Source organism: Pseudomonas sp. FSL R10-2964 (assembly GCF_009600035.1).
Lineage (GTDB): Bacteria > Pseudomonadota > Gammaproteobacteria > Pseudomonadales > Pseudomonadaceae > Aquipseudomonas > Aquipseudomonas bubulae.
Genome location: NZ_WIWH01000021.1, coordinates 53,532 through 73,655, shown reverse-complemented (window position 1 = coordinate 73,655; position 20,124 = coordinate 53,532). Strand labels below are relative to the sequence as shown.

Below are 20,124 nucleotides of genomic sequence, written 5' to 3'. Positions count from 1 at the left end.
ACTTCCCCCTGAGCAGGTGCTCGGCTAAGGTGCGCGGCTTTCTCTCTTTTGCTTTAAAGGCCCGGCATGACTGAACCCAACAACAACCCATTGCACGGCGTGACGCTGGAACAGATCCTCACTGCGCTGGTGGCGCATTACCAGTGGCAGGGGCTGGCCGAGCGCATTGATATTCGCTGCTTCAAGAGCGACCCGAGTATCAAGTCGAGTTTGACGTTCCTGCGCAAAACCCCTTGGGCGCGGGAAAAGGTCGAAAAGCTCTATGTGAAATACGCCCGTACCAAGCGCGAGCTTTGATCGGCACATGAGTGCGTTGTCCAGGCACAGGCTCTGCCTGCTGCTGGCGATCCTGGGCTGGAGCGGCCTGGCGATTCAGCTTGAGCTGGTACTGTTCGCCCGCTGGCAGAGCGGTGCGAGTGTGGTGGGTGGGCTGGTGAGCTATTTCAGTTTTTTCACCATTTTGACCAACACCCTGGCCGCCAGCGTACTGACCTGTGCAGCCGATACCCCCCCGTCAAAAGGCAGGGCGTTTTTCTTGCAACCGTGGGTTAGCAGCGGCATTGCTGTCAGCATTATCGTGGTGGGAGCGGCGTATAGCCTGTTGCTGCGCCAACTCTGGCAGCCTGAAGGTCTGCAATGGCTAGCCAATGAGATATTGCATGACGTGATGCCGGTGCTGTTTACGCTGTACTGGTGGTTTTACGTGCCCAAGGGATTGTTGCGCGTGAGCCATATCGGACTCTGGATGCTGTATCCGCTGCTGTATTTCGCCTACATCCTGTTGCGTGGGCACCTGCTGGGTGTGTACCCGTATCCGTTTGTCGATGTCGAAAAACTGGGCTATTGGCAGACGTTTATCAATGCTGGCGGAATTCTGGCGGGGTTTGTGGCGGTGGCATTGGGGGTGGTGGCGGTGGATCGTCTCAGGGGGCGCAAGTACTTGTAGCAGCTGCCGAAGGAACGAGGCTGCGTTCGGCTGCGAAGCAGTCGTATACACTGAGAACCGGGGTTAACTGGCTCAGCGTGGTGTCTGATATTGCGACGACTACGTCGCCGAACCCAGCCACGTTCCTTCGGCAGCTGCTACGGGGTGTAGGAGCAATTACTCTTCGGTACTGCCATCCAGGCGCCAGTAGCCCACAGCCTTGACGAATTCTTCGTTCAGGCCATGGGTGTCCAGCAGCACTCGGCGCACTTTGCGCGACAGCGCGCTTTCGGTGGCCACCCAGGTGTACAGCGCACCTTCGGGGATGCTCAATGCTTCGACGGTTTTAAGCAGGTCCTCGCCCGGTACATCACGGTGTACCCAGATCACTTCGACCGCTGCGGCGCTGTGCAGGGGGTGTTCTTCAAGCGCGTTTTCGACCTCGATCACCACCAGGGCACGGCGGTTGGCAGGCAGCTCTTCAAGGCGCCGGGCAATGGCCGGCAGCGCGGTTTCGTCACCGATCAGCAGGTAGCTGTCAAAGATGTCCGGTACTACCATCGAACCGCGCGGCCCGCCGATATGCAGATACTGCCCGGGCGTGGCCTGGGCGGCCCAAGTGGCTGCCGGGCCGTCACCGTGCAGGACAAAATCGATGTCCAGCTCAAAGGTGTTCAAGTCAAAACGGCGTGGGGTGTAGTCGCGCATCGGCGGCATTCCACCTTTTTGCCCGGCGCTCAGTTCCAGGGTTTCCAGCGCTGCCTGTTCTTCGGCGGTCTGCGGAAAAAACAGCTTTACATGGTCATCGCTGCCCAGGCTGACAAACCCCGTCAGCTGTGGGCCTCCCACGGTAATTCGGCGCATGCGCGGGGTCAGGTCGACCACGCGCAGCACTTCGAGTTTACGACGTTTGATTTCATGCATGACCCGGTGAATGGTCTGGGGTGTGGCAGCATTCATTCAGCGTTCTCCTGCGCAGGCTGGGCAGATACAGGGCCATCGACGATGGCTTTGGCGGTGTTGTTGAGCAAGTCGCGTACCCGCAGGATTTCTGCCGGGCTCCAGCGACCGTGGTGCATTTGCAGGGCATGGCGCAGGTTGTGCACCGCCTCGTGAATCTCGGCCGGGCGATCATGGCCGCGCAGTGAGCGCTTGCTGACGTCGATGCGCATCCGCACGCCATCGAGTGCTACCGCCTGATCGGTCAGGTACTGGCGACCGGCATCGGTCACGGTATAGCGTTTTTTTCCGCCTTCGGCGTCGCCCTGAATCAGCTCGCTCTCTTCAAGGAAGGTCAGCGTGGGGTAGATCACGCCAGGGCTGGGGCTGTAGGCACCGTCGAATAAACCTTCGATCTGGCGGATCAGGTCGTAGCCGTGGCAGGGCTGCTCGGCGATCAGCGCCAACAGCAATAATTTCAGATCGCCCGGGGCAAAAACCCGGGGGCCGCGGCCACCGCGTTCGCGACCGGGGCGTTTCTCGAAGCCGTCTTGACCCGCGCCATGTTCGCGGTGATGGGGATGATGGTCTCTCATTGTCTTTTCGCTCTCTCATTAAGTTAGACATAACTTAAGATATATCTTAAGGAATGTAAAAACCCAGTCGACGAACGGTAATGATTCTCAATGGGAGCGCTCCCACAGCTTGGCTATTTCGCTGCGGTGTGTACTGGCGCAGGTGCCAGGCACAAGGTGTTGGTGCCTGGTTGCAGATACGGCGTAAGGATCGGTGCCATGCCCTTGAGCACTTGCACCGGCAGTGCCGAGGTGAATTTGAAAGCCTCGGCCGAGCGTCCGGGAACAAACGCAGTCAAGGTGCCGAAGTGATGCTCGCCGATATAAAACACGAAGGTCGCCGTGCGATTGATCGACTTGGAGCTAAGGATACGTCCGCCAGCACCCATGCTTTCGATGCGGTTGTCGCCGGTGCCGGTCTTGCCGCCCATGGCCAGGGGTGTGCCGTCGTCGAGCTTGAAACTGCCCGATACCCGTCGCGCCGTACCGGCATCCACCACTTGCGACAGGGCTTCGCGCAGTGCCGTGGCCACTTCGCTGGGCATGACCCTTACGCCTGCGTCAGGGTCGTTGACCAGGCGGGTTTCATAGGGAGTATCTGCGGCGAAATGCAGGGTATCAATGCGTAATACCGGCAAACGTACGCCATCGTTAAGGATAATGCCCATCAGCTCGGAAAGTGCCGCCGGGCGATCCCCCGAACTGCCCAGTGCGGTGGCGAGAGACGGCACCAGGTGGTCGAAGGGGTAGCCGACTTTTTGCCAGCGCTGATGGATATCAAGGAAGGCTTCGATCTCCAGCATGGTGCGGATGCGGCTGTCGCGGGCGCTCTTGTGCCTGCTTTTAAACAGCCAGCTGTAAACTTCCTGACGCTCATGTTCGCTGGCGTCGACAGCTTGCTGGAAGGTGGCCTGCGGGTTATTGAGCAAATACCCCAGTAACCACAGATCCAGCGGATGGACTTTGGCGATATAGCCTTGGTCAGGCAGGTTGTAAGCGCCGGGGCCATAGCCTTGGTACAACTTGTCCAGACGCTCGTCGGTGATCTTGTCGTTAGTCAGATGCGAGCGCACGAAGCGGTTGAAGGTAGCCTGATCGGCATGGGGGAACAGGTAACGATGCACTGCCGACATGCGAATGGCGGTGGGGTGCATGCTGTCCAAGAAGGTATCAAGGCGGGCCTTTGAGTCTTTCCCGCGGTATTTTTTCCAGAACTTAAGCATGAAGGTGGTGCCTTCGCGGTCGGCGAAACGACTGAGGTATTCCTGGCGCATCGGGTTGCTGTCGTCACTGAGCAGGTCCGCGTTATTGCTCGGCGACTGATAGCTGGTGTAGCGCACCACGTCGCGCATCAGGCGCACAAAGGGGAGGTTGATCGACTCACGGATCGAATCGCGCAGCGTCGCGATGCGGTTGTTGTCCTGGCTGCGAAAGTTGTGGAAGTGATGCATACCGCCACCGGTAAAAAAGCCTTCGCCGGGGTTGGCCGAGTACTGACGGTTGAGTGCGGCATCCAGCATGGGTGTCAGTTGTGCACCAGGATTTTCGATCAGGTACGCCAGTGCCCAGCGGGTCAGCGGATCCTGGTGGGTGATGGGGGTTTTTTTCAGCGTCGTGCCAGGCTGGCCGCCGTAACGGTCATGCAGCTCGGCAATGATCTGCAGATAGGTGGTCAACACCCGCAGTTTGGCGGTGGAGCCCAGTTCCAGTTTGCTGCCTTCATTTATATCGAAGGGCTGGTCGGTGCTGTCGGTCTGTACCCGGGCGCGGGCGCCGTCCGGCGTAAGTTCAAACAGGGTGAAGCTGTAGCGCACTTGCGCGGTACTGGTGGGCGTTAGCAGGTAGGGGCCGAGCAGGCCGATTTTGCCGGCAAATGCCGGGTTTGCCAGCTGGCGCAGGTAGTCACTGACCTGGCCCTGCAAGTCGCCCTGCAAGGTGCTGGTGGCAGACAGGTCCAGGCGGTCGAGGTCATACAGCGGGCGTTTGAGCAGCACCGAAAGGCGGCTGCGGGCTACGCTGATGCCCTTGTTGGTTTCATTGGGTTGCAGGGTTGGCGCCTGCGCCCAGTCGCGGTAAGTCACGCGGCTGGCCAGGGCGGCGGCGGTCAGCGCCGGGTCGATCACATTGTTCTGCGCCAGCAGGCGGATATGGCTGTCGGTCAGTTGCGCGAGCTCATCACGGCCCTTGGCCAGGTAGTGTGAGGGCCGACGTTGGGCGATCATCAGCGACAGCACTTCACGCAGGGCCAGGCCTCTTGATGCGAGGCTTTTTGGGTCAGTGGCGGTACTGCTCAGTTGCTGGTTGATCTGATTGAAGTCGGCGCCGTACCACACCCGCAACCCTTCGGCCATGCCGTGAACCTCGCCGTGGCCAGGCACCGCCGACAGTGGCACGCTGTTGAGGTAATCACGCACCACCTTTTGCCGGGCTGGCAGGGTTTGCGGGCCGTTCTGATAGGCACGCACGCTGGCAGAAACCATCTGGCGCAATTTTTCGCCGCCTGAGAGCGTCAGCCCATCGGGAGAGTGCCGATACTTTTCCAGTTGGGTGGCCAGGGTACTGCCGCCCGCAGATTGCCCCGGCAAGTGCAGCAGTTTTGCAGCCTGGGAGTAGGCCGCCATGGCAAAGCGCGGCCAGTCCACGGCAGGGTTGGCCTGGGGTTCATCAGGGTTGAGCAGGTTGCGGTTTTCGATAAACAGCAAACTGTGAACCACCAGCGGGGGGATGCTTGCAAAGCTGGGATACAACTGTTGCGGGTACTTGTACTGATAAAGCGAACTGCCAGCGCAGTCGGTGATCGAGAGTCCGGTCTGAATTTTTTCTGAATAGGGTACGAAAAACCCTTTCTCGCTATAGCTCAAGAGCGCTGGTGAAAAGCGGCTTTGTTGAGTAATGACGTAATCACGTTTTTGAAGGCGTGCCAGAAAGTCGCCCAGTGCGCTGTAACCCAAGCGTTTATCGAAAGGGCCTGCGCCGGGGTAAAGCATCGCGTTGCTGGGCCCTTCGTGCATCGAATAGCTGAGCGACGCAGCAAAACGGCTGAACTCGCGGGCTTGCAACTTGGAACTGCGCACCTCCTGAGCCATCACAAACCACAGCACAACCAGGACGGCCAGCACCCCAAGCCCGAGCACAAACCATCCATAACGCCTGGGCTCAGGAGGTTGTGGCGCAGGTGCGGCATCGTCCGTTACAGCTGATGACACCCTCGTCTTGCTGGAGTTGGAGTTCCACAGTACGCCCATAGTCGACAGATCCAGGTACGCATATTGGTTGCGCTTGATAGAAGCGTAGACGCTGGCAGATTCAGGTGAAAAATTTGTGAGGCTTATCTGGTGTTTCTATAGGCACGGTCTGCTGAATGGCTCTCATAAATCCAGGGTCGGGATGCATCCACAACGTGGCTTACCCATGTAAGTGCAGGAATAGAGCCTTTGCGGCAGGTAAATAGGTCCTAGGTAGGGGCATGACTGTGCACCAACGCTGTGCAATACTCGCCGCCGATCTCAACAGGGCATTTCTCTTTTGACCTACCGACCTACAAGGTCCAGGCCGGTCAAGGGGGCAAGACAGCTAACCCGCCCGTCTTTTCGAACGCTCTGTTGATGGATACCCAATAACAATACGAGGTTGTACTTTTATGCCAGTCGGCAACCACCAGCCCCACGCAGATAGCGTGCAGGGCGGTCCACTCAAACGCGAACTGGGCGAGCGCCACATTCGCCTGATGGCGCTTGGTGCCTGTATCGGCGTAGGCCTGTTCCTGGGCTCGGCCAAAGCAATCGAAATGGCCGGCCCGGCCATCATGCTGTCCTACATCATCGGCGGCCTGGCCATTTTGGTGATCATGCGTGCACTGGGCGAAATGGCCGTGCACAACCCGGTAGCCGGTTCGTTCAGCCGCTACGCGCAGGACTACCTCGGCCCGTTGGCCGGGTTTCTGACCGGCTGGAACTACTGGTTCCTGTGGCTGGTGACCTGTGTCGCGGAAATCACCGCCGTGGCGGTGTACATGGGCATCTGGTTCCCCGATGTACCGCGCTGGATCTGGGCCCTGGCGGCGCTGATCAGCATGGGCTCGATCAACCTGATCGCGGTCAAGGCGTTTGGCGAGTTCGAGTTCTGGTTTGCCCTGATCAAGATCGTCACCATCATTGCGATGGTCTTCGGCGGTATCGGCATTATCGCGTTCGGCTTCGGCAATAACGGAGTCGCTCTGGGTATTTCCAACCTCTGGGCTCACGGTGGTTTTTTGCCCAACGGGATCCAGGGCGTATTGATGTCCTTGCAGATGGTGATGTTCGCCTACCTGGGCGTCGAGATGATCGGCCTGACTGCCGGCGAAGCCAAGAACCCGCAAAAGACCATTCCGAGTGCGATTGGCTCGGTGTTCTGGCGCATTCTGCTGTTCTACGTCGGCGCACTGTTCGTGATTCTGTCCATCTACCCATGGAACGAAATCGGCACCTCGGGCAGCCCGTTTGTAATGACCTTTGAACGTCTGGGCATCAAGACGGCAGCAGGCATTATCAACTTTGTGGTGATTACTGCGGCATTGTCGTCGTGCAACGGCGGCATTTTCAGCACCGGTCGCATGCTCTACAGCCTGGCGCAAAACGGCCAGGCCCCGGCCAACTTCGCCACCACTGCGAAAAACGGTGTGCCGCGTCAGGCGTTGCTGCTGTCGATTGCCGTGCTGCTGCTGGGGGTTGTGCTCAACTATATGGCGCCGGAGAAGGTGTTTGTCTGGGTGACGGCCATTGCCACCTTTGGCGCAATCTGGACCTGGTTGATGATCCTGCTGGCGCAACTGCGCTTTCGCAAGAGTCTGAGCCCGCAGGAAGCGGCAGCCCTGAAGTACCGTATGTGGTTGTACCCGTACAGCTCTTACGCGGCATTGGGGTTCTTGTTTATGGTGGTCGGGTTGATGGCCTACTTCGAAGAAACCCGAATCGCACTGTTTGTAGGCCCAGCCTTCCTGATCCTGCTGACCGTGCTGTTCTATGTGTTCAAGCTGCAGCCTACGCAGCGCACGCAGACTCACTGACAATGTGGGAGCCGGCTTGCTCGCGATAAAAGCACCTCGGTTGGTCAGACCAACCGCGGCGTTTCCATCGCGAGCAAGCCCGCTCCCACAACAGCTTTCGCTACTTGCGGTTCAGACGCTTGTTCCAGTCCAGCCAGGCCGCCAGCACGGCCATGATCCCCACGCCCATCAGGGCGCTGAATACCTTTACGACAAACCCGTCACCGCCCAGCGCATTGAGCATGTCAGCCAACGGCGCCAGGATCACTCCCAGACAGAACACTTCCAGCGAATAGCGGCCCATGCGGCATGCCTGGCGGGCCAACCGGTTATTCAGCCAGTTGCCGTGGGGCACCACTTTGGCCGCCACATAAGCCAGGGCCAGAAAATGCAGCAGGCGTACCGGTGAAAGGTTGGTCTTGCTGATCGGGTACAGGTACTCGCCCAGCCAGAGCGGCATGAGCGCATCGTGAAACTGCGGCCATCGCCATGACAGTGCCAGCAGGCCGGTCACCAGCAGATAGAGTACTGCTCCCAAAAACACCGGTTGACGCGACAGGGGACGGTTTTGCGCAGCCTTGGGTTGCTGCCCGTGGATCGCCGCTGCACCGCCCAGAATAAACAGAAACTGCCAGGCCATAGGGTTGAAAAACCACACGCCGCCTTCCTGAGCCGCGAGGTTCCACACCGGCGCCAGCAAGTACAGGGCCAGGGACGCGGCAACCACATAGCCTGCCTTGCGCAGCAGCATCGGCAGCACCAGCGGCAAACCCAGCAACAGCACGATATACAGCGGCAGCGGGTCCATCAGGTTGGGTTTGAAGCGCAGCAGCAGTTCGTCGGTGAGGGCCTGTTGCGGATTGCTCAGGAAGTACTGCAGGCCCATTTCCTGCACCAGGTCACGGGTTTCGACATGGTTGTTGGCAAAAAACACGATGCCCATCAGCACCGCCAGCAGGAAGATATGCACCACATACAGCACCCAGGCGCGGCGCAGGATCTTCACGCTGGCGACCAACAAACCGTCACGTTGAGCGATTTTGCCGTAGGCCAGCACGGCGGCATAACCGGCCAGAAATACAAAAATCTCCGCAGCATCGCTGAAGCCGAAATTGCGCACCGTAAATTCGGCCAGCGGGTTGTGCGGGATGTGGTCCCAAAAAATAAAAATCAGCGCCAGCCCGCGAAAAAAATCGATGCGGTGGTCGCGTCCGTTCAGCGTCACGGCGAGTACTCAAACAAAGGGTTTAGTTAGGACCGACGGGCGCAGCGGAGGTTGCGCGCCGCGTATCGGCGGCGCGCAGGGTGATGGTATTACGGGTTAAATGCAAAGGTTGGATATTACTGAATGTCTCTAGCTACTGCTCGAACACACCCGCCAGCGCCTTATTTCAGCGCGGCCTGCTGGTGGGCCGTCAGGCCGCCGCTATTTCGTTGGCCTCAAAGCTGTCCGAACGGGCCATTTGCCACATGCGCGAATAGAACTCGCCATTGACCTCGCCGGTGAGCAGTTCGCCGGGCTTGAGGAACACATGCAACTGTGAGAACAGTTTGATTTCGGTGGCGGACATGCGTCGTACCAGATGCTTGGCCTTGAGCTGTGCCGGGTGTTCCAGGCCTGCTGCGGCGAGCATTTCGGCCAGGGCCTTGAGGGTGTTCCGGTGGAACTGCACAACCCGCTGGGCCTTGTCCGGCACTACAAGCGCGCGCTGGCGCAAGGTGTCCTGGGTGGCCACGCCGGTGGGACACTTGTTGGTATGGCACGATTGCGACTGGATGCAGCCGATGGCGAACATAAAGCCCCGAGCCGAGTTGGCCCAGTCGGCACCGATGGCCAGCACGCTGGCTATATCGAAGGCGCTGACAATCTTGCCGCTGGCGCCGAGCTTGATCTTGTCACGCAGGTTCAGGCCCACCAGGGTGTTGTGGACGAACAACAAGCCTTCGCGCAGCGGTGCGCCAATGTGGTCGGTGAACTCTACGGGCGCCGCGCCGGTGCCGCCTTCCTTACCATCAATCACGATAAAGTCCGGCAGGATGCCGGTTTCCAGCATGGCCTTGGCAATGCCCATAAACTCCCACGGATGACCCAGGCAAAACTTGAAGCCCACGGGCTTGCCGCCGGACAGCTCACGCAACTGCGCGATAAATTGCATCAGCTCGATAGGCGTTGAAAAGGCGCTGTGGCGCGAAGGCGAGATGCAGTCTTCACCCATGGGCACACCGCGGGTTTCGGCGATTTCCGCGGTCACTTTATGCTTGGGCAGGATACCGCCATGGCCTGGTTTGGCGCCCTGGCTCATTTTGATTTCAATCATCCGCACTTGTGGCGTGCGAGCCTGGGCGGCAAAACGCTCAGGGTCGAAACGCCCGTCCGAAGTGCGGCAACCGAAGTAGCCACTGCCCAGTTCCCACGTCAGGTCACCACCATGCTCACGGTGATAGGAGCTGATACTGCCTTCACCCGTGTCGTGGGCAAAGTTACCGAGCTTGGCACCCTGATTGAGGGCGCGGATGGCGTTGGCGCTCAGTGAGCCAAAGCTCATGGCTGAAATATTGAAGATCGACGCCGAGTACGGCTGGCTGCATTGCGGGCCGCCCACCACGATGCGAAAGCTGCTGGGGTCGGTCAACGGGGCCGGGCGCATGGAGTGACCGATAAATTCAAAACCGGGCTGGTAAACGTCAACCAGAGTGCCGAAAGGCTTGTCGGCACTCTCATTCTTGGCTCGTGAGTACACCAGCGAACGTTGCGCCCGTGAGAAGGGCAGCGCATCGCTGTCAGATTCCAGCAGGTATTGGCGAATCTCTGGGCGGATGGCTTCCACCAGATAGCGAATATTGCCCAGGATCGGGTAGTTGCGACGCACGGCGTGGGGGCTTTGCAGCAAATCGAAAATCCCCAGCAGGCTCAAGGCCAGTGACACGGCCGTGAAGGGCCACAGCCACTCATGGTGCATAAAGGGCAGGCTGGCGAGGGTGAAGATGACGCAGAATGCAAAAAACGCATAACGGCTTAACAGTGACAGGCTCATACGGTTTCCTGTTTCAGGCTGGTCTGTTCCGCCGGGCGGTGATGCCTGGCGTGGTCAAGAACAGAAAAAGGACAATAGAACCCTCTCTTTGAGTCGGAGGTTTGCTGGGGGGAGTGTTGGTCATCTATCAAGCAAATGCCAACTCCCTGTCAGATTATTCATTGAACGGGATTTCATCTGTGGCAGCATCCCGACCAAAGTCGGGCACTTCATACAGAAGGCTCGGGTAAAAGTGACATCTGTGTATTTTCAGGGGCGTTGGGTCGTGCAATCCTTCTTGACCTTACTGTTTTGTTGGCCGAATTCCGTGACCTCATTTGAACCCGCAACCTCCAGAATCATTCGTATTGCCGCTGCCGTAGTGATTGGCCTCGATGGGCGGACCCTGCTGGTGCGCAAGCGCGGCACCCAGGCCTTTATGCAACCCGGCGGCAAGATCGATGCCGGTGAGCAGCCGGTCGACGCCCTGGCCCGTGAGCTGGAAGAGGAGCTGGCTTTGGTGATCGACCCGGCCAGCGCGACCTGGCTGGGCCATTTCGCTGCCCCTGCGGTCAACGAACCGGGTTTTGAGGTACAGGCCGAGCTGTTCCTGGTGCATATCAGTCAGCCCGTGGTGGCAGCGGCAGAAATTGAAGAAGTGCAGTGGATCGACCCCGAGGGCGATGGCGGCCTGGTACTGGCGCCGTTGACCCGGGATCTGGTCCTGCCGTTTTATCGCAATGCCTTGCAGTCCCGGACGGCCTGATGATTCCAGCCCATGAATTGCTGATTTTTGCTGCGGCCTGCCTGCTGTTGGTGCTGACGCCAGGGCCGAACATGATCTACCTGATCTCGCGCTCCATCTGCCAAGGGCGCAAGGCAGGCGTCACATCGTTGCTCGGGGTGGTGGCGGGTTTTTTCGTGCACATGTTTGCCGCCGCTGCGGGTTTGACGGCGGTATTTATGGCTGTACCGATGGCCTATGAGGCACTCAAGTGGGCGGGCGCCCTGTATCTGCTGTGGATGGCCTGGCAAGCTGTACGCCCGGGTGCCAGCTCACCGTTCGAAGCCCGGGACCTGGCGCCGGATGCCATGCCGAAGCTACTGACGATGGGCTTTATGACCAGCGTACTCAACCCCAAGGTGGCGGTGTTCTATTTGTCGGTTTTCCCGCAATTCATCAACCCGGAACACGATTCGATGTTCACTCAGAGTATTGTATTGGGCCTGACTCAAATCAGCGTCAGCTTCACGGTTAACCTGCTGATCGCGCTGTTTGCCAGCGGTATTGCCGTGTGGTTTGTACGCAACCCGCTATGGCTGGCCGTGCAGCGCTATGTGATGGGCGGTGTGCTGGCCGCACTGGCGGTGAGGCTGATGCTGGAACAACGTAAAACCGTATGACCTGGACCCGTAATGGCTATAGAACTGCTTGAACCCGCAAACGCCAAGGCTTATCGCAAACTGATGCTTGAGGCTTATGCGCAGCACCCCGAGGCTTTTGTATCCTCCATAACCCAACGTGAGAAGTTACCGCTGAGCTGGTGGGAAGCAAAACTGGACGATGAACTGAGCGCCCTGTTCGGTGCATTTGTCGATTCCCGACTGGTGGGCATTGTCGGCCTGGCATTCGAACCCTGGGAAGATGCCCGGCACAAGACCACGTTGTTTGGTTTGTATGTGTCGCAGGCTTTTCGTGGGCAAGGGCTGGGGGAGCATCTGGTGCAGGCGGTGGTTTCACTGGCTGAGCAAGAGCCCGAAACCAAGGTGATCGAACTGACGGTCAGCGCTAACAGCGATGCTGCACTGGCGTTGTACCAGCGCTGCGGTTTTGCACAGTCGGGGCTGGAAGACTGCGCAATTCGGGTGGGGGAGGCCTATTACGACCGGGTGCATATGCGCCGGTTGGTCAATATAGAAGAGAACTGACCGGGCTCTGGGTGGGAGCGGGCAAGCCCGCTCCCACACTGCCTTGCCGTTGTCAGCGAACCGCACTCACGCCATCCAGCGTCGAAAATGACGTGTCCTTGGCTGTCAGCAAAAAGTCGCGCATATAAGGTGCATCCAGCATGTCGGCGCGAATCGCGGCGTAGAGTGTCGCAAACAGGCCTTTCTCGCCCAGGCGTTTGGCCTTCACATAACCCCGTGAGCTGTATTCATGCAGCGCCCAGTGCGGCATCCCGCAGACTCCCCGGCCGCTGGCTACCAGCTGCATCATCATCACTGTCAGCTCCGAGGTGCGAACCTGCGCAGGTTCTACATCGGCCGGCTCCAGGAAGCGGGTAAAGATGTCGAGGCGATCGCGCTCCACCGGGTAAGTGATCAGAATTTCGCTGCTCAAATCCTCAGGCACGATAAATGGCTTGCTGGCCAATGGATGCTGATTGGCCACTGCTAGCATGGCTTCATAGGTAAATAGCGGCACATAGGTCAGCCCGGCGATTTCCTGCGGGTCGGACGTGACCACCAGATCCAGATCGCCCCGGGCCAGTGCCGGCAAGGGTGCGAAGGCAAAACCGGATGCCAGATCCAGCTCGACCTCGGGCCAGGCATCGCGGAACTGGTCAATGGTCGGCATCAACCACTGGAAGCAGCTGTGGCATTCAATCGCCATATGCAGACGACCGGCCGTTCCGCCAACCAGACGTGCGATATCGCGTTCGGCACCGCGCAGCAGGGGCAGCATGGCATCGGCCAGTTGCAGCAGGCGCAAGCCGCCGCTGGTGAAGCGAACCGGTTTGGTTTTGCGCACAAAGAGGGGCATGCCCATGCGCTCTTCAAGCTCTTTGAACTGGTGGGATAAAGCGGACTGGGTCAGGTGCAGGCGTTCGGCTGCTTCGACCAGACTGTCTGACTCGCGCAACGCGTGCAGGGTTTTGAGGTGACGAATTTCCAGCACAGTGGCTCCATGAGTAACTTTGATGATCAACACGAAAACGTTGAGTTTGTCTCATGTTGTAGCGGGTGTCGATAATAGTGCCATTACTTACACGAAGGAATGTTGTTATGGCCCTGGCACACAATCTTGGTTTCCCCCGCATCGGCGCAGACCGCGAGCTGAAAAAAGCACTCGAAGCCTATTGGAAGGGTGATATTGACCAGGCCGCGCTGAAAGACGTTGGCCGCCAATTGCGTGCCACCCACTGGCAGTTGCAAAAAGACGCAGGCATCGATTTGTTGCCGGTCGGTGACTTTGCCTGGTACGACCAGGTGCTGACCCACTCATTGACGTTCGGCGTGATCCCCCCGCGTTTTTCCAGCACCCTGGACGAGCAGCGCCAGCCAACCCTGGATACCCTGTTTGGCATGGCTCGCGGTGCCAGTCAGAGCTGCTGCGGTGCTGAGCACGGCAAAGGCCAGTATGCCCAGGAACTGACCAAATGGTTCGATACCAACTACCACTATCTGGTACCGGAATTCAGTCAGGACCAGCGCTTTGATCTGAGCTGGAACGAGCTGTTTGAAGAAACGGCAGAAGCACAGGCGCTGGGCCACAAGGTCAAACCCGTGATCATTGGCCCGTTGACCTACTTGTGGCTGGGCAAGGCCAAAGGCAACGAATTCAACAAGCTCGACCTGCTGGAAAACCTGCTGCCGGTTTACGCTCAAATCCTGTCCCGCCTGGCTGAGCAGGGCGTGGAATGGGTACAGATCGACGAGCCGATCCTGTCGCTCGACCTGCCACAGGAATGGAAAAACGCCTTTGAACACGCGTATCACATTCTTCAATACTCGCCACTCAAGAAGCTGGTTGCCACCTACTTCAGCGGCCTGGAAGACAATCTCGGCCTGGCGGTTGGCCTGCCGGTGGATGGCCTGCACGTGGATCTGGTGCGTGCTCCCGACCAGTTGCATGCCATTCTGGACCGCCTGCCGACTTACAAAGTGTTGTCCCTGGGCCTGGTCAATGGCCGCAACGTGTGGCGCTGCGATCTGGAAAACGCCCTGGCGCAACTGCAGGAAGCCGAAGAGCGTTTTGGCGATAACCTGTGGGTAGCCGGTTCCTGCTCGCTGTTGCACAGCCCCGTGGATCTGGACCGCGAAACCAAACTGGATGCCGAGCTGAAAAGCTGGTTAGCCTTCGCCAAGCAAAAGTGCGCTGAAATTGCAGTGCTGCGTGATGCGCTGAATATCCCGCAAGACCCCAAGGTACAAGAAGCCCTGGCCCAAAGTCGCGCCGTACAACAAAGCCGGGCCAGCTCGCCACGTATTCACAAGGCCGCCGTACAAGCCCGTATTGCAGCGATCACCGACGCCGACAGCCAGCGCCAGTCACCCTTTGCTGCACGGATCGAAGTGCAGCGTGCCCGCTTGAATCTGCCGGCATTCCCGACCACCACCATCGGCTCGTTCCCGCAGACTGCTTCGATTCGTCTGGCGCGTCAGTCTTACAAACAAGGCAAGTTGTCGACCAGCGAATACACCGACGCGATGCACAGCGAAATCCGCAACGCTGTACTGGTCCAGGAACGTTTGGGTCTGGACGTACTGGTACACGGCGAGGCCGAGCGCAATGACATGGTCGAGTATTTCGCCGAGCAACTGGACGGCTATGTGTTCACCCAATACGGCTGGGTACAGAGCTACGGTTCACGTTGCGTAAAACCGGCCATCATCTTCGGCGACCTGAGCCGCCCGCAGGCCATGACCGTTGAGTGGATCAAATACGCTCAGGGCCTGACCGACAAGGTGATGAAAGGCATGCTGACAGGCCCGGTGACCATGCTGATGTGGTCCTTCCCCCGCGAAGACGTATCGCGCAAAGTACAGGCGCAACAACTGGCTCTGGCGATCCGCGATGAAGTGGTGGATCTGGAACAGGCAGGGATCAAAATCGTGCAGATCGACGAAGCCGCGTTCCGTGAAGGTTTGCCGTTGCGCCGTGCACAGTGGCAGGAATACCTGGACTGGGCGGTGGAAGCCTTCCGTCTGTGTGCCTCGGGTGTGGGGGATGAAACCCAGATCCACACCCATATGTGCTACAGCGAGTTCAATGATGTGATCAAGTCGATTGCCGCGATGGACGCGGACGTGATCACCATCGAAACCTCGCGCTCGGACATGGAACTGCTTGATGCATTTGAAGCGTTCGACTATCCGAACGACATCGGCCCGGGTGTGTATGACATCCACTCGCCACGGGTGCCGGAAACGGCTGAGATGATCAAGTTACTGAGCAAGGCAGCGCAGCGTATTCCCGCTGAGCGGCTATGGGTCAACCCCGACTGCGGCCTTAAAACCCGGGCCTGGGCCGAGACTGAAGCGGCACTGATCAACATGGTCGCGGCAGCACGGCAACTACGCTTGCAAGCCGCTTGAGATCAATAGCCCCTCTCCCTCCGGGTGAGGGGCTTTGAGGTGTTACCTGACAATTTTATCGACATGAATATCCAGCTTTTTCAGGCGGTACCAGAAACTGCGCTCGGATATGCCGATTAACTGCGCCGCCGCAGCCTGTACGCCATTGGCCTGTTGCAGGGCACTTAGAATGTAGGCTTTTTCGACTTCGGCCAACGCGGCTTCCAGGTCGGGGGGCACGCTCGGTCCGGGGGCAAGCAAGGCACTGCTCTGGCCGGGTTGGGCACTGAACAGGTAGGGCGGCAGGTCACTGTCCTGGATAGTGCTGCTATTGGCCACAATGGTGGCGCGCTCCACGCAGTTTTGCAGTTCGCGAATATTGCCCGGCCAACTGTACTGGGCCATCGCCTGCAAGGCGCTGGGGCTGAAACCGGTGATGCGTTTGCCTGCGGTAGCACCCAGGTTATGGGCAAAGTGCCGCGCCAGCGAGGCGATGTCTTCAACGCGTTCGCGCAACGCGGGCAGCGGAATCGGGAAGACGTTCAGGCGGTAATACAAGTCTTCGCGAAACTCCTTGTCGGCTACGGCTTGCAGCAGGTTTTTGTTGGTCGCGGCGATGACCCGCACATCCACCTTGCGCTCTCGCGGATCCCCCACGGGCTCGATCACCCGTTCTTGCAGCGCCCGCAGGATTTTTGCCTGCAAGGCCAGGGGCATATCGCCCACTTCATCGAGAAACAGGGTGCCCTTGTCGGCCTGCATAAAGCGCCCGACCCTGTCTGCTACGGCGCCGGTAAACGCGCCTTTGCGGTGGCCGAACATCTCGCTTTCAAGCAGCCCCTCAGGAATCGCCGCACAGTTGACCGCGACAAAGGGTTTGTCGGCGCGGCTGCCGTGTTTGTGGATGGCGCGGGCGACCATCTCTTTGCCGGTACCGCTTTCGCCAGTCAGCAGGATCGTGGCGTTGCTCTCGCGTACCGAGTCGATGGCCTGCAGCACCCGGCGAAAGCTTGGGCTGTCGCCAATCAGGCTGTCGATGTGCTGGTGCTCGTCCAGCTCGGCGCGCATGCGCGCGTTGTCGCGCAAAATGTCGCGAAACTGCAGGGCTTTGCTGACCGTAATATCCAGCTCGTCGATATCAAAGGGCTTGGCGATGTAATCGTAGGCGCCGTTACGTATGGACTGTACGGCGTTTTTTACCGTGCTGTAGGCAGTCATTACAATCACTGGCAGGTTCGGGTAACGCTGTTTGATCTCGGCCAGTAACTGCGGGCCGTCCATGCCGGGCATGCGCCAGTCGCTGATCACCAGGTCGATATCTTCCTGCTCCAGAACTTCAAGTGCCTGCAGGCCGTTGCTGGCAGTGAAGACCTGAATCCGGTTCTGGCTCAGTGCCGAGCTGAGCAAGTCGCAGAGTTTGGGCTCATCGTCGACCACCAGCACGTTATGACTCATGTTTCATCCCCTCCGTGGGCCGGAATGTACAGGTTGAAGGTGGCTCCGACGTCTTTCTCGCTGATGCATTCGATGCGTCCGTCGTGGCTGTCCATGATGGAGAACACTTTGGCCAGGCCCAGCCCCGTGCCTGAGGCTTTGGTCGTCACAAAGGGCGTGAAAATACGCTCAAGCATATCGGGTGCGATTCCTTCTCCGGTATCAGCAATGCCTATTACTGTGTAGTCCTCTTCGCGGGAAATACGTACGGTCAGGCATCCGCCCTCAGGCATGGCGTCGATGGCGTTGATGATCAGGTTCAGGCACGCCTGTTTGAGTTGTCCGGCATCGGCGTACAGGGTCGCACCGGGCGCCTGATCGTCGATGTGGGCATCAATAGTGTGGCTTTCCAGCTCCGGTTTGCAGAAACCCAGAATGTCTTCGACCAGAGGCCGCGCCAGCTGCGGCGCACGCACGGGGGCGCTGGGCTTGGCGAATTCGAGAAACTCGGTGATCAGGTCATTGATGCGGGTCACCTCGCTGACCACGTACTCCAGATGGCGCTTGTCGGTTTCACCCAGATCGGCCCGGCGGTGCAACAGTTGGGTCGCGGTTTTGATAATGCCCAGCGGATTGCGGATTTCGTGGGCCAGGCCCATGGCCACCTCGCCCAGGGCATGCAGGCGGTCGCGGCGACGCAATTGGGCTTCGAGATGATGCAGCTCGCCCAGTCGTGCGGTCATATGGTTGAAGGTGCTGCTCAGCTCGGCCAGTTCGTCGTTGCCCGACACCGCCACGCGTTGGTTGTAGTCCCCGGCAGTGACGGCGCGTACCCCTTCGGAGAGGTCGCGCAACGGCCGGGTAAGGCGTTCGGAAACCAGCCAGCCGACGGTCAGCGACAGTACCGAGCCGACCAGGAAGATCAACGCGAACAGGTTGCTCTGGTTGACCAGCCCCACCAGGCTGCTATGGCGCAGCAGGCCACTGTAGATCACCCCTTGCAGCTCACCGGTGTCGTTGAGGATGGGCCAGTACAAGCCGCTGTAGCGGCTGGTGAATTGTTCGCTGGGCTGACGGGTTTCCCGCAGGGTTTGTTCGATGGCGCCGGGCACCATCAGCTGGCGGTCTTCGAAACGCTGGCTGGAGAATATCTCGGCAAAGCCTGCCGTATTGGACAGGTACAAACGCAAGTCGAGGGAGTGCACGTCGGCCACGCTGGTCAGAAAGCTGCTGTCCATATAGGTAGCCACCAGCAGCTGATAGTTCACTCCATCCTGGCTGGTGGCAAAGGTCGAGACTACGGTGCCGGTTGGCACACCGCCGACATTGATAGTTTGCAGTACAGCGTTGGGGCTCAGGCTGATCTGGTCGACAATGGTGTCGCTGGCGGTACTGAAAATCACTTTGTGGTCGCTGTCACGGATCAGCGCGACCACGTCTATGCCCATGGCTTCGGCGATATCGGCAGTCAGCCGGTCATGGCGGATGGCCTTGCTGGAGGACGGCGGGTGGGCGTGTTGGAGAAGCAGCTTGGCGGCGCGGGCGTTGTCCGCGAGGATTTCGCTGATCTCGTCCTTGACGATTTTGGTCGACTCCTGCAGCCAGACCCGTACGTTACTGTCGAAAATCTGCGACAGGGTGGTCGCTGCCAGTTCGGCAGCAATCATGGTCGGGATCACGCTGACCAGCCAGAACGCCAGCACCAGTTTGCGCTGTACGGTCCAGCGCGACACTTTGAAGGGTTGTGGCTGGCGCGGTGTTTTGGGCGTGGTGGGCATTAGTACTCGCTTATCGCAGCCGCCAGTGCCGGGTCGTGGCGGTCAGGGCGAATGAACAGTTTGACCAGTTTGAGTGCGTTATTGATCAGCCAGTTGCGATGCCGGAAAAACAGCGTATTGCTTTGAAAGGTGCAGCCCAGACGAATCTTGCTCGCGTAGCCGGCCTGACCGCATTCGTACAGGGCAATATTGTGACGTATGCAGTAATCGACATTCACCAGCCAACTCCTGAAGTACAGATTGTAGTCACGGGTGAGCTCAAGGTCGTGACCAAAAAACTTGTCGATCAGACGGTGTTCGTCAATCAACACCAGATTGAACGCCACCAGTTGATCGTCGAGCCAGTACAAAACGCACACTGCCCGGTCGCCGAGTTGTTGGAGGATACCGGTGAAATAGGTCGCTGGTAGCGCTCCAGTTGCAGATCACTGCGCGCCAGGCTGGCCTCGTACAGGCGCATGATTTCAGGCAAGACGTCGTCAATTGCGTTGCGCCATTCCACCCGTGGGCCAGGCGTACGCAGTTTGCGGCGCATGTCTTTGCGGGTGGACTTGCCCAGCGAGCCAAGGTAGCCGTCCACTGATCCAAAGGGCACGGGCAGCGTCGCACTGGGCAAGCCGGGCATGGCCTGAAAGTCCGCCGCCTTGCAACTGTGCGCCCAGTCAGCGTCATGGCTGGGGACGTCCTTGACGGCAATCAGGCCGATACCCAGGCGGGCCGCATCGGTCTGGGCCAGGGTCAGCAACCGGGCGAGCAGGGCAGGGCGCTGCGCCGCCTGTACATGACTGGCCGTTCCCGCACTGCATTGTTCGGTCACCGGTGAGCCGATGGCGTAAAGCTTTAGCTGCACCAACCCCGGGAGTGCGCGATTGAGTTTTTCGGTAAAGCGTTTGCCGATGCCCTGGACCGTGGTGTCGAGGCGATAGCACGTGGTGAACGCAGTCGCTGCGGCAATCAGGGTGGAACCTTCGAACAGCGTCAGGTAACGCCATGCAAAGCCTTCAATCCCGGCTTTTTCGACGGCCATAATGTAATCCCAATCCTCCAGGGCATCTGGAAAACAGTCATTCCAGGCTTCACGGTCGATTGCCTGAATGGATGAAAAGGCTTGGGCTGTAATCATGGGGCGTCCTTG

15 protein-coding genes and 1 pseudogene are annotated in these 20,124 nt (G+C 59.0%); 7 read left to right on the top strand and 9 right to left on the bottom strand.

Annotation, left to right across the window (positions count from 1 at the left end; all coding sequences use genetic code 11):
- Positions 1–66: 66 nt before the first annotated feature.
- Together GHN92_RS13745 and GHN92_RS13740 are read left to right on the top strand one after the other, a co-directional pair.
- Positions 67–297, top strand: coding sequence for a VF530 family DNA-binding protein (locus GHN92_RS13745; protein WP_095001433.1), 231 nt, complete (start codon positions 67–69; stop codon positions 295–297).
- 7 nt (positions 298–304) lie between these two features.
- The gene (locus tag GHN92_RS13740) at positions 305–946 is read left to right on the top strand and encodes a Pr6Pr family membrane protein (RefSeq protein ID WP_095024187.1); all 642 of its coding nucleotides are present in this window, start codon (positions 305–307) and stop codon (positions 944–946) included.
- A gap of 156 nt (positions 947–1,102) precedes the next feature.
- Here GHN92_RS13740 and GHN92_RS13735 read toward each other — a convergent pair whose 3' ends face one another.
- The 3 genes from GHN92_RS13735 to GHN92_RS13725 all read right to left on the bottom strand — a co-directional run bounded on the left by GHN92_RS13735 (position 1,103) and on the right by GHN92_RS13725 (position 5,684).
- Positions 1,103–1,885, bottom strand: coding sequence for a siderophore-interacting protein (locus GHN92_RS13735; protein WP_133144826.1), 783 nt, complete (start codon positions 1,883–1,885; stop codon positions 1,103–1,105).
- Positions 1,882–2,460, bottom strand: coding sequence for a PadR family transcriptional regulator (locus GHN92_RS13730; RefSeq protein ID WP_095001430.1), 579 nt, complete (start codon positions 2,458–2,460; stop codon positions 1,882–1,884). The genes GHN92_RS13735 and GHN92_RS13730 overlap by 4 nt, the downstream gene beginning before the upstream one ends.
- A gap of 113 nt (positions 2,461–2,573) precedes the next feature.
- Positions 2,574–5,684, bottom strand: a complete 3,111-nt coding sequence (locus GHN92_RS13725; protein ID WP_153380377.1) for a transglycosylase domain-containing protein — start codon at positions 5,682–5,684, stop codon at positions 2,574–2,576.
- Between the two features lie 395 nt (positions 5,685–6,079).
- Here GHN92_RS13725 and GHN92_RS13720 point away from each other — a divergent pair, with 395 nt between their 5' ends.
- A complete protein-coding gene (locus GHN92_RS13720) occupies positions 6,080–7,486 on the top strand; it encodes an amino acid permease (protein ID WP_095001428.1) in 1,407 nt (468 codons plus the stop codon).
- Between the two features lie 100 nt (positions 7,487–7,586).
- Here GHN92_RS13720 and GHN92_RS13715 read toward each other — a convergent pair whose 3' ends face one another.
- Positions 7,587–8,690 carry an OpgC domain-containing protein gene (locus GHN92_RS13715; protein ID WP_133144827.1) on the bottom strand — a complete coding sequence of 368 codons (1,104 nt, stop codon included), beginning with the start codon at positions 8,688–8,690 and terminating at the stop codon, positions 7,587–7,589.
- A 190-nt stretch (positions 8,691–8,880) separates the two neighbouring features.
- The gene (locus GHN92_RS13710; RefSeq protein WP_133144828.1) at positions 8,881–10,500 is read right to left on the bottom strand and encodes an FMN-binding glutamate synthase family protein; all 1,620 of its coding nucleotides are present in this window, start codon (positions 10,498–10,500) and stop codon (positions 8,881–8,883) included.
- A gap of 307 nt (positions 10,501–10,807) precedes the next feature.
- Here GHN92_RS13710 and GHN92_RS13705 point away from each other — a divergent pair, with 307 nt between their 5' ends.
- The 3 genes from GHN92_RS13705 to GHN92_RS13695 are packed head-to-tail and all read left to right on the top strand — an operon-like array spanning position 10,808 to position 12,408.
- Positions 10,808–11,245, top strand: coding sequence for an NUDIX domain-containing protein (locus GHN92_RS13705; RefSeq protein ID WP_095001627.1), 438 nt, complete (start codon positions 10,808–10,810; stop codon positions 11,243–11,245).
- Positions 11,245–11,883, top strand: coding sequence for a LysE family translocator (locus GHN92_RS13700; protein WP_153327799.1), 639 nt, complete (start codon positions 11,245–11,247; stop codon positions 11,881–11,883). Before GHN92_RS13705 ends, GHN92_RS13700 begins: the two co-directional genes overlap by 1 nt.
- A 12-nt stretch (positions 11,884–11,895) precedes the next feature.
- Complete coding sequence (locus GHN92_RS13695) at positions 11,896–12,408, top strand: GNAT family N-acetyltransferase (protein ID WP_133144830.1); 513 nt, start codon at positions 11,896–11,898, stop codon at positions 12,406–12,408.
- Positions 12,409–12,460: 52 nt separating this feature from the next.
- Here GHN92_RS13695 and metR read toward each other — a convergent pair whose 3' ends face one another.
- Positions 12,461–13,378 carry a transcriptional regulator MetR gene (gene metR / locus GHN92_RS13690; RefSeq protein ID WP_095001423.1) on the bottom strand — a complete coding sequence of 306 codons (918 nt, stop codon included), beginning with the start codon at positions 13,376–13,378 and terminating at the stop codon, positions 12,461–12,463.
- Between the two features lie 107 nt (positions 13,379–13,485).
- Between metR and metE the strand changes: the two genes are divergently transcribed.
- Positions 13,486–15,798, top strand: coding sequence for a 5-methyltetrahydropteroyltriglutamate--homocysteine S-methyltransferase (metE, locus tag GHN92_RS13685; protein ID WP_153380375.1), 2,313 nt, complete (start codon positions 13,486–13,488; stop codon positions 15,796–15,798).
- A gap of 42 nt (positions 15,799–15,840) precedes the next feature.
- Here the strand turns inward: metE and GHN92_RS13680 are convergent, their stop codons facing one another.
- The 3 genes and pseudogenes from GHN92_RS13680 to GHN92_RS13670 all read right to left on the bottom strand — a co-directional run bounded on the left by GHN92_RS13680 (position 15,841) and on the right by GHN92_RS13670 (position 20,112).
- Positions 15,841–17,232, bottom strand: a complete 1,392-nt coding sequence (locus tag GHN92_RS13680; RefSeq protein WP_095019471.1) for a sigma-54 dependent transcriptional regulator — start codon at positions 17,230–17,232, stop codon at positions 15,841–15,843.
- Positions 17,229–18,989: an ATP-binding protein gene (locus GHN92_RS13675; RefSeq protein ID WP_095001420.1), complete on the bottom strand. Its 1,761-nt coding sequence runs from the start codon at positions 18,987–18,989 to the stop codon at positions 17,229–17,231. Before GHN92_RS13675 ends, GHN92_RS13680 begins: the two co-directional genes overlap by 4 nt.
- Positions 18,989–20,112 (bottom strand): annotated as a pseudogene (locus GHN92_RS13670) (GNAT family N-acetyltransferase). Before GHN92_RS13670 ends, GHN92_RS13675 begins: the two are co-directional and overlap by 1 nt.
- Between the last annotated feature and the right edge of the window lie 12 nt (positions 20,113–20,124).

Bases quoted from the DNA above. Each gene is read 5' to 3' on its own strand.
- GHN92_RS13735 (WP_133144826.1), bottom strand. From the start codon at position 1,885: ATGAATGCTGCCACACCCCAGACCATTCACCGGGTCATGCATGAAATC.
- GHN92_RS13720 (WP_095001428.1), top strand. From the start codon at position 6,080: ATGCCAGTCGGCAACCACCAGCCCCACGCAGATAGCGTGCAGGGCGGT.
- GHN92_RS13695 (WP_133144830.1), top strand. From the start codon at position 11,896: ATGGCTATAGAACTGCTTGAACCCGCAAACGCCAAGGCTTATCGCAAA.
- GHN92_RS13725 (WP_153380377.1), bottom strand. From the start codon at position 5,684: ATGGGCGTACTGTGGAACTCCAACTCCAGCAAGACGAGGGTGTCATCA.
- GHN92_RS13730 (WP_095001430.1), bottom strand. From the start codon at position 2,460: ATGAGAGACCATCATCCCCATCACCGCGAACATGGCGCGGGTCAAGAC.
- GHN92_RS13700 (WP_153327799.1), top strand. From the start codon at position 11,245: ATGATTCCAGCCCATGAATTGCTGATTTTTGCTGCGGCCTGCCTGCTG.
- GHN92_RS13680 (WP_095019471.1), bottom strand. From the start codon at position 17,232: ATGAGTCATAACGTGCTGGTGGTCGACGATGAGCCCAAACTCTGCGAC.
- metE (WP_153380375.1), top strand. From the start codon at position 13,486: ATGGCCCTGGCACACAATCTTGGTTTCCCCCGCATCGGCGCAGACCGC.
- GHN92_RS13740 (WP_095024187.1), top strand. From the start codon at position 305: ATGAGTGCGTTGTCCAGGCACAGGCTCTGCCTGCTGCTGGCGATCCTG.
- GHN92_RS13745 (WP_095001433.1), top strand. From the start codon at position 67: ATGACTGAACCCAACAACAACCCATTGCACGGCGTGACGCTGGAACAG.
- GHN92_RS13710 (WP_133144828.1), bottom strand. From the start codon at position 10,500: ATGAGCCTGTCACTGTTAAGCCGTTATGCGTTTTTTGCATTCTGCGTC.
- GHN92_RS13675 (WP_095001420.1), bottom strand. From the start codon at position 18,989: ATGCCCACCACGCCCAAAACACCGCGCCAGCCACAACCCTTCAAAGTG.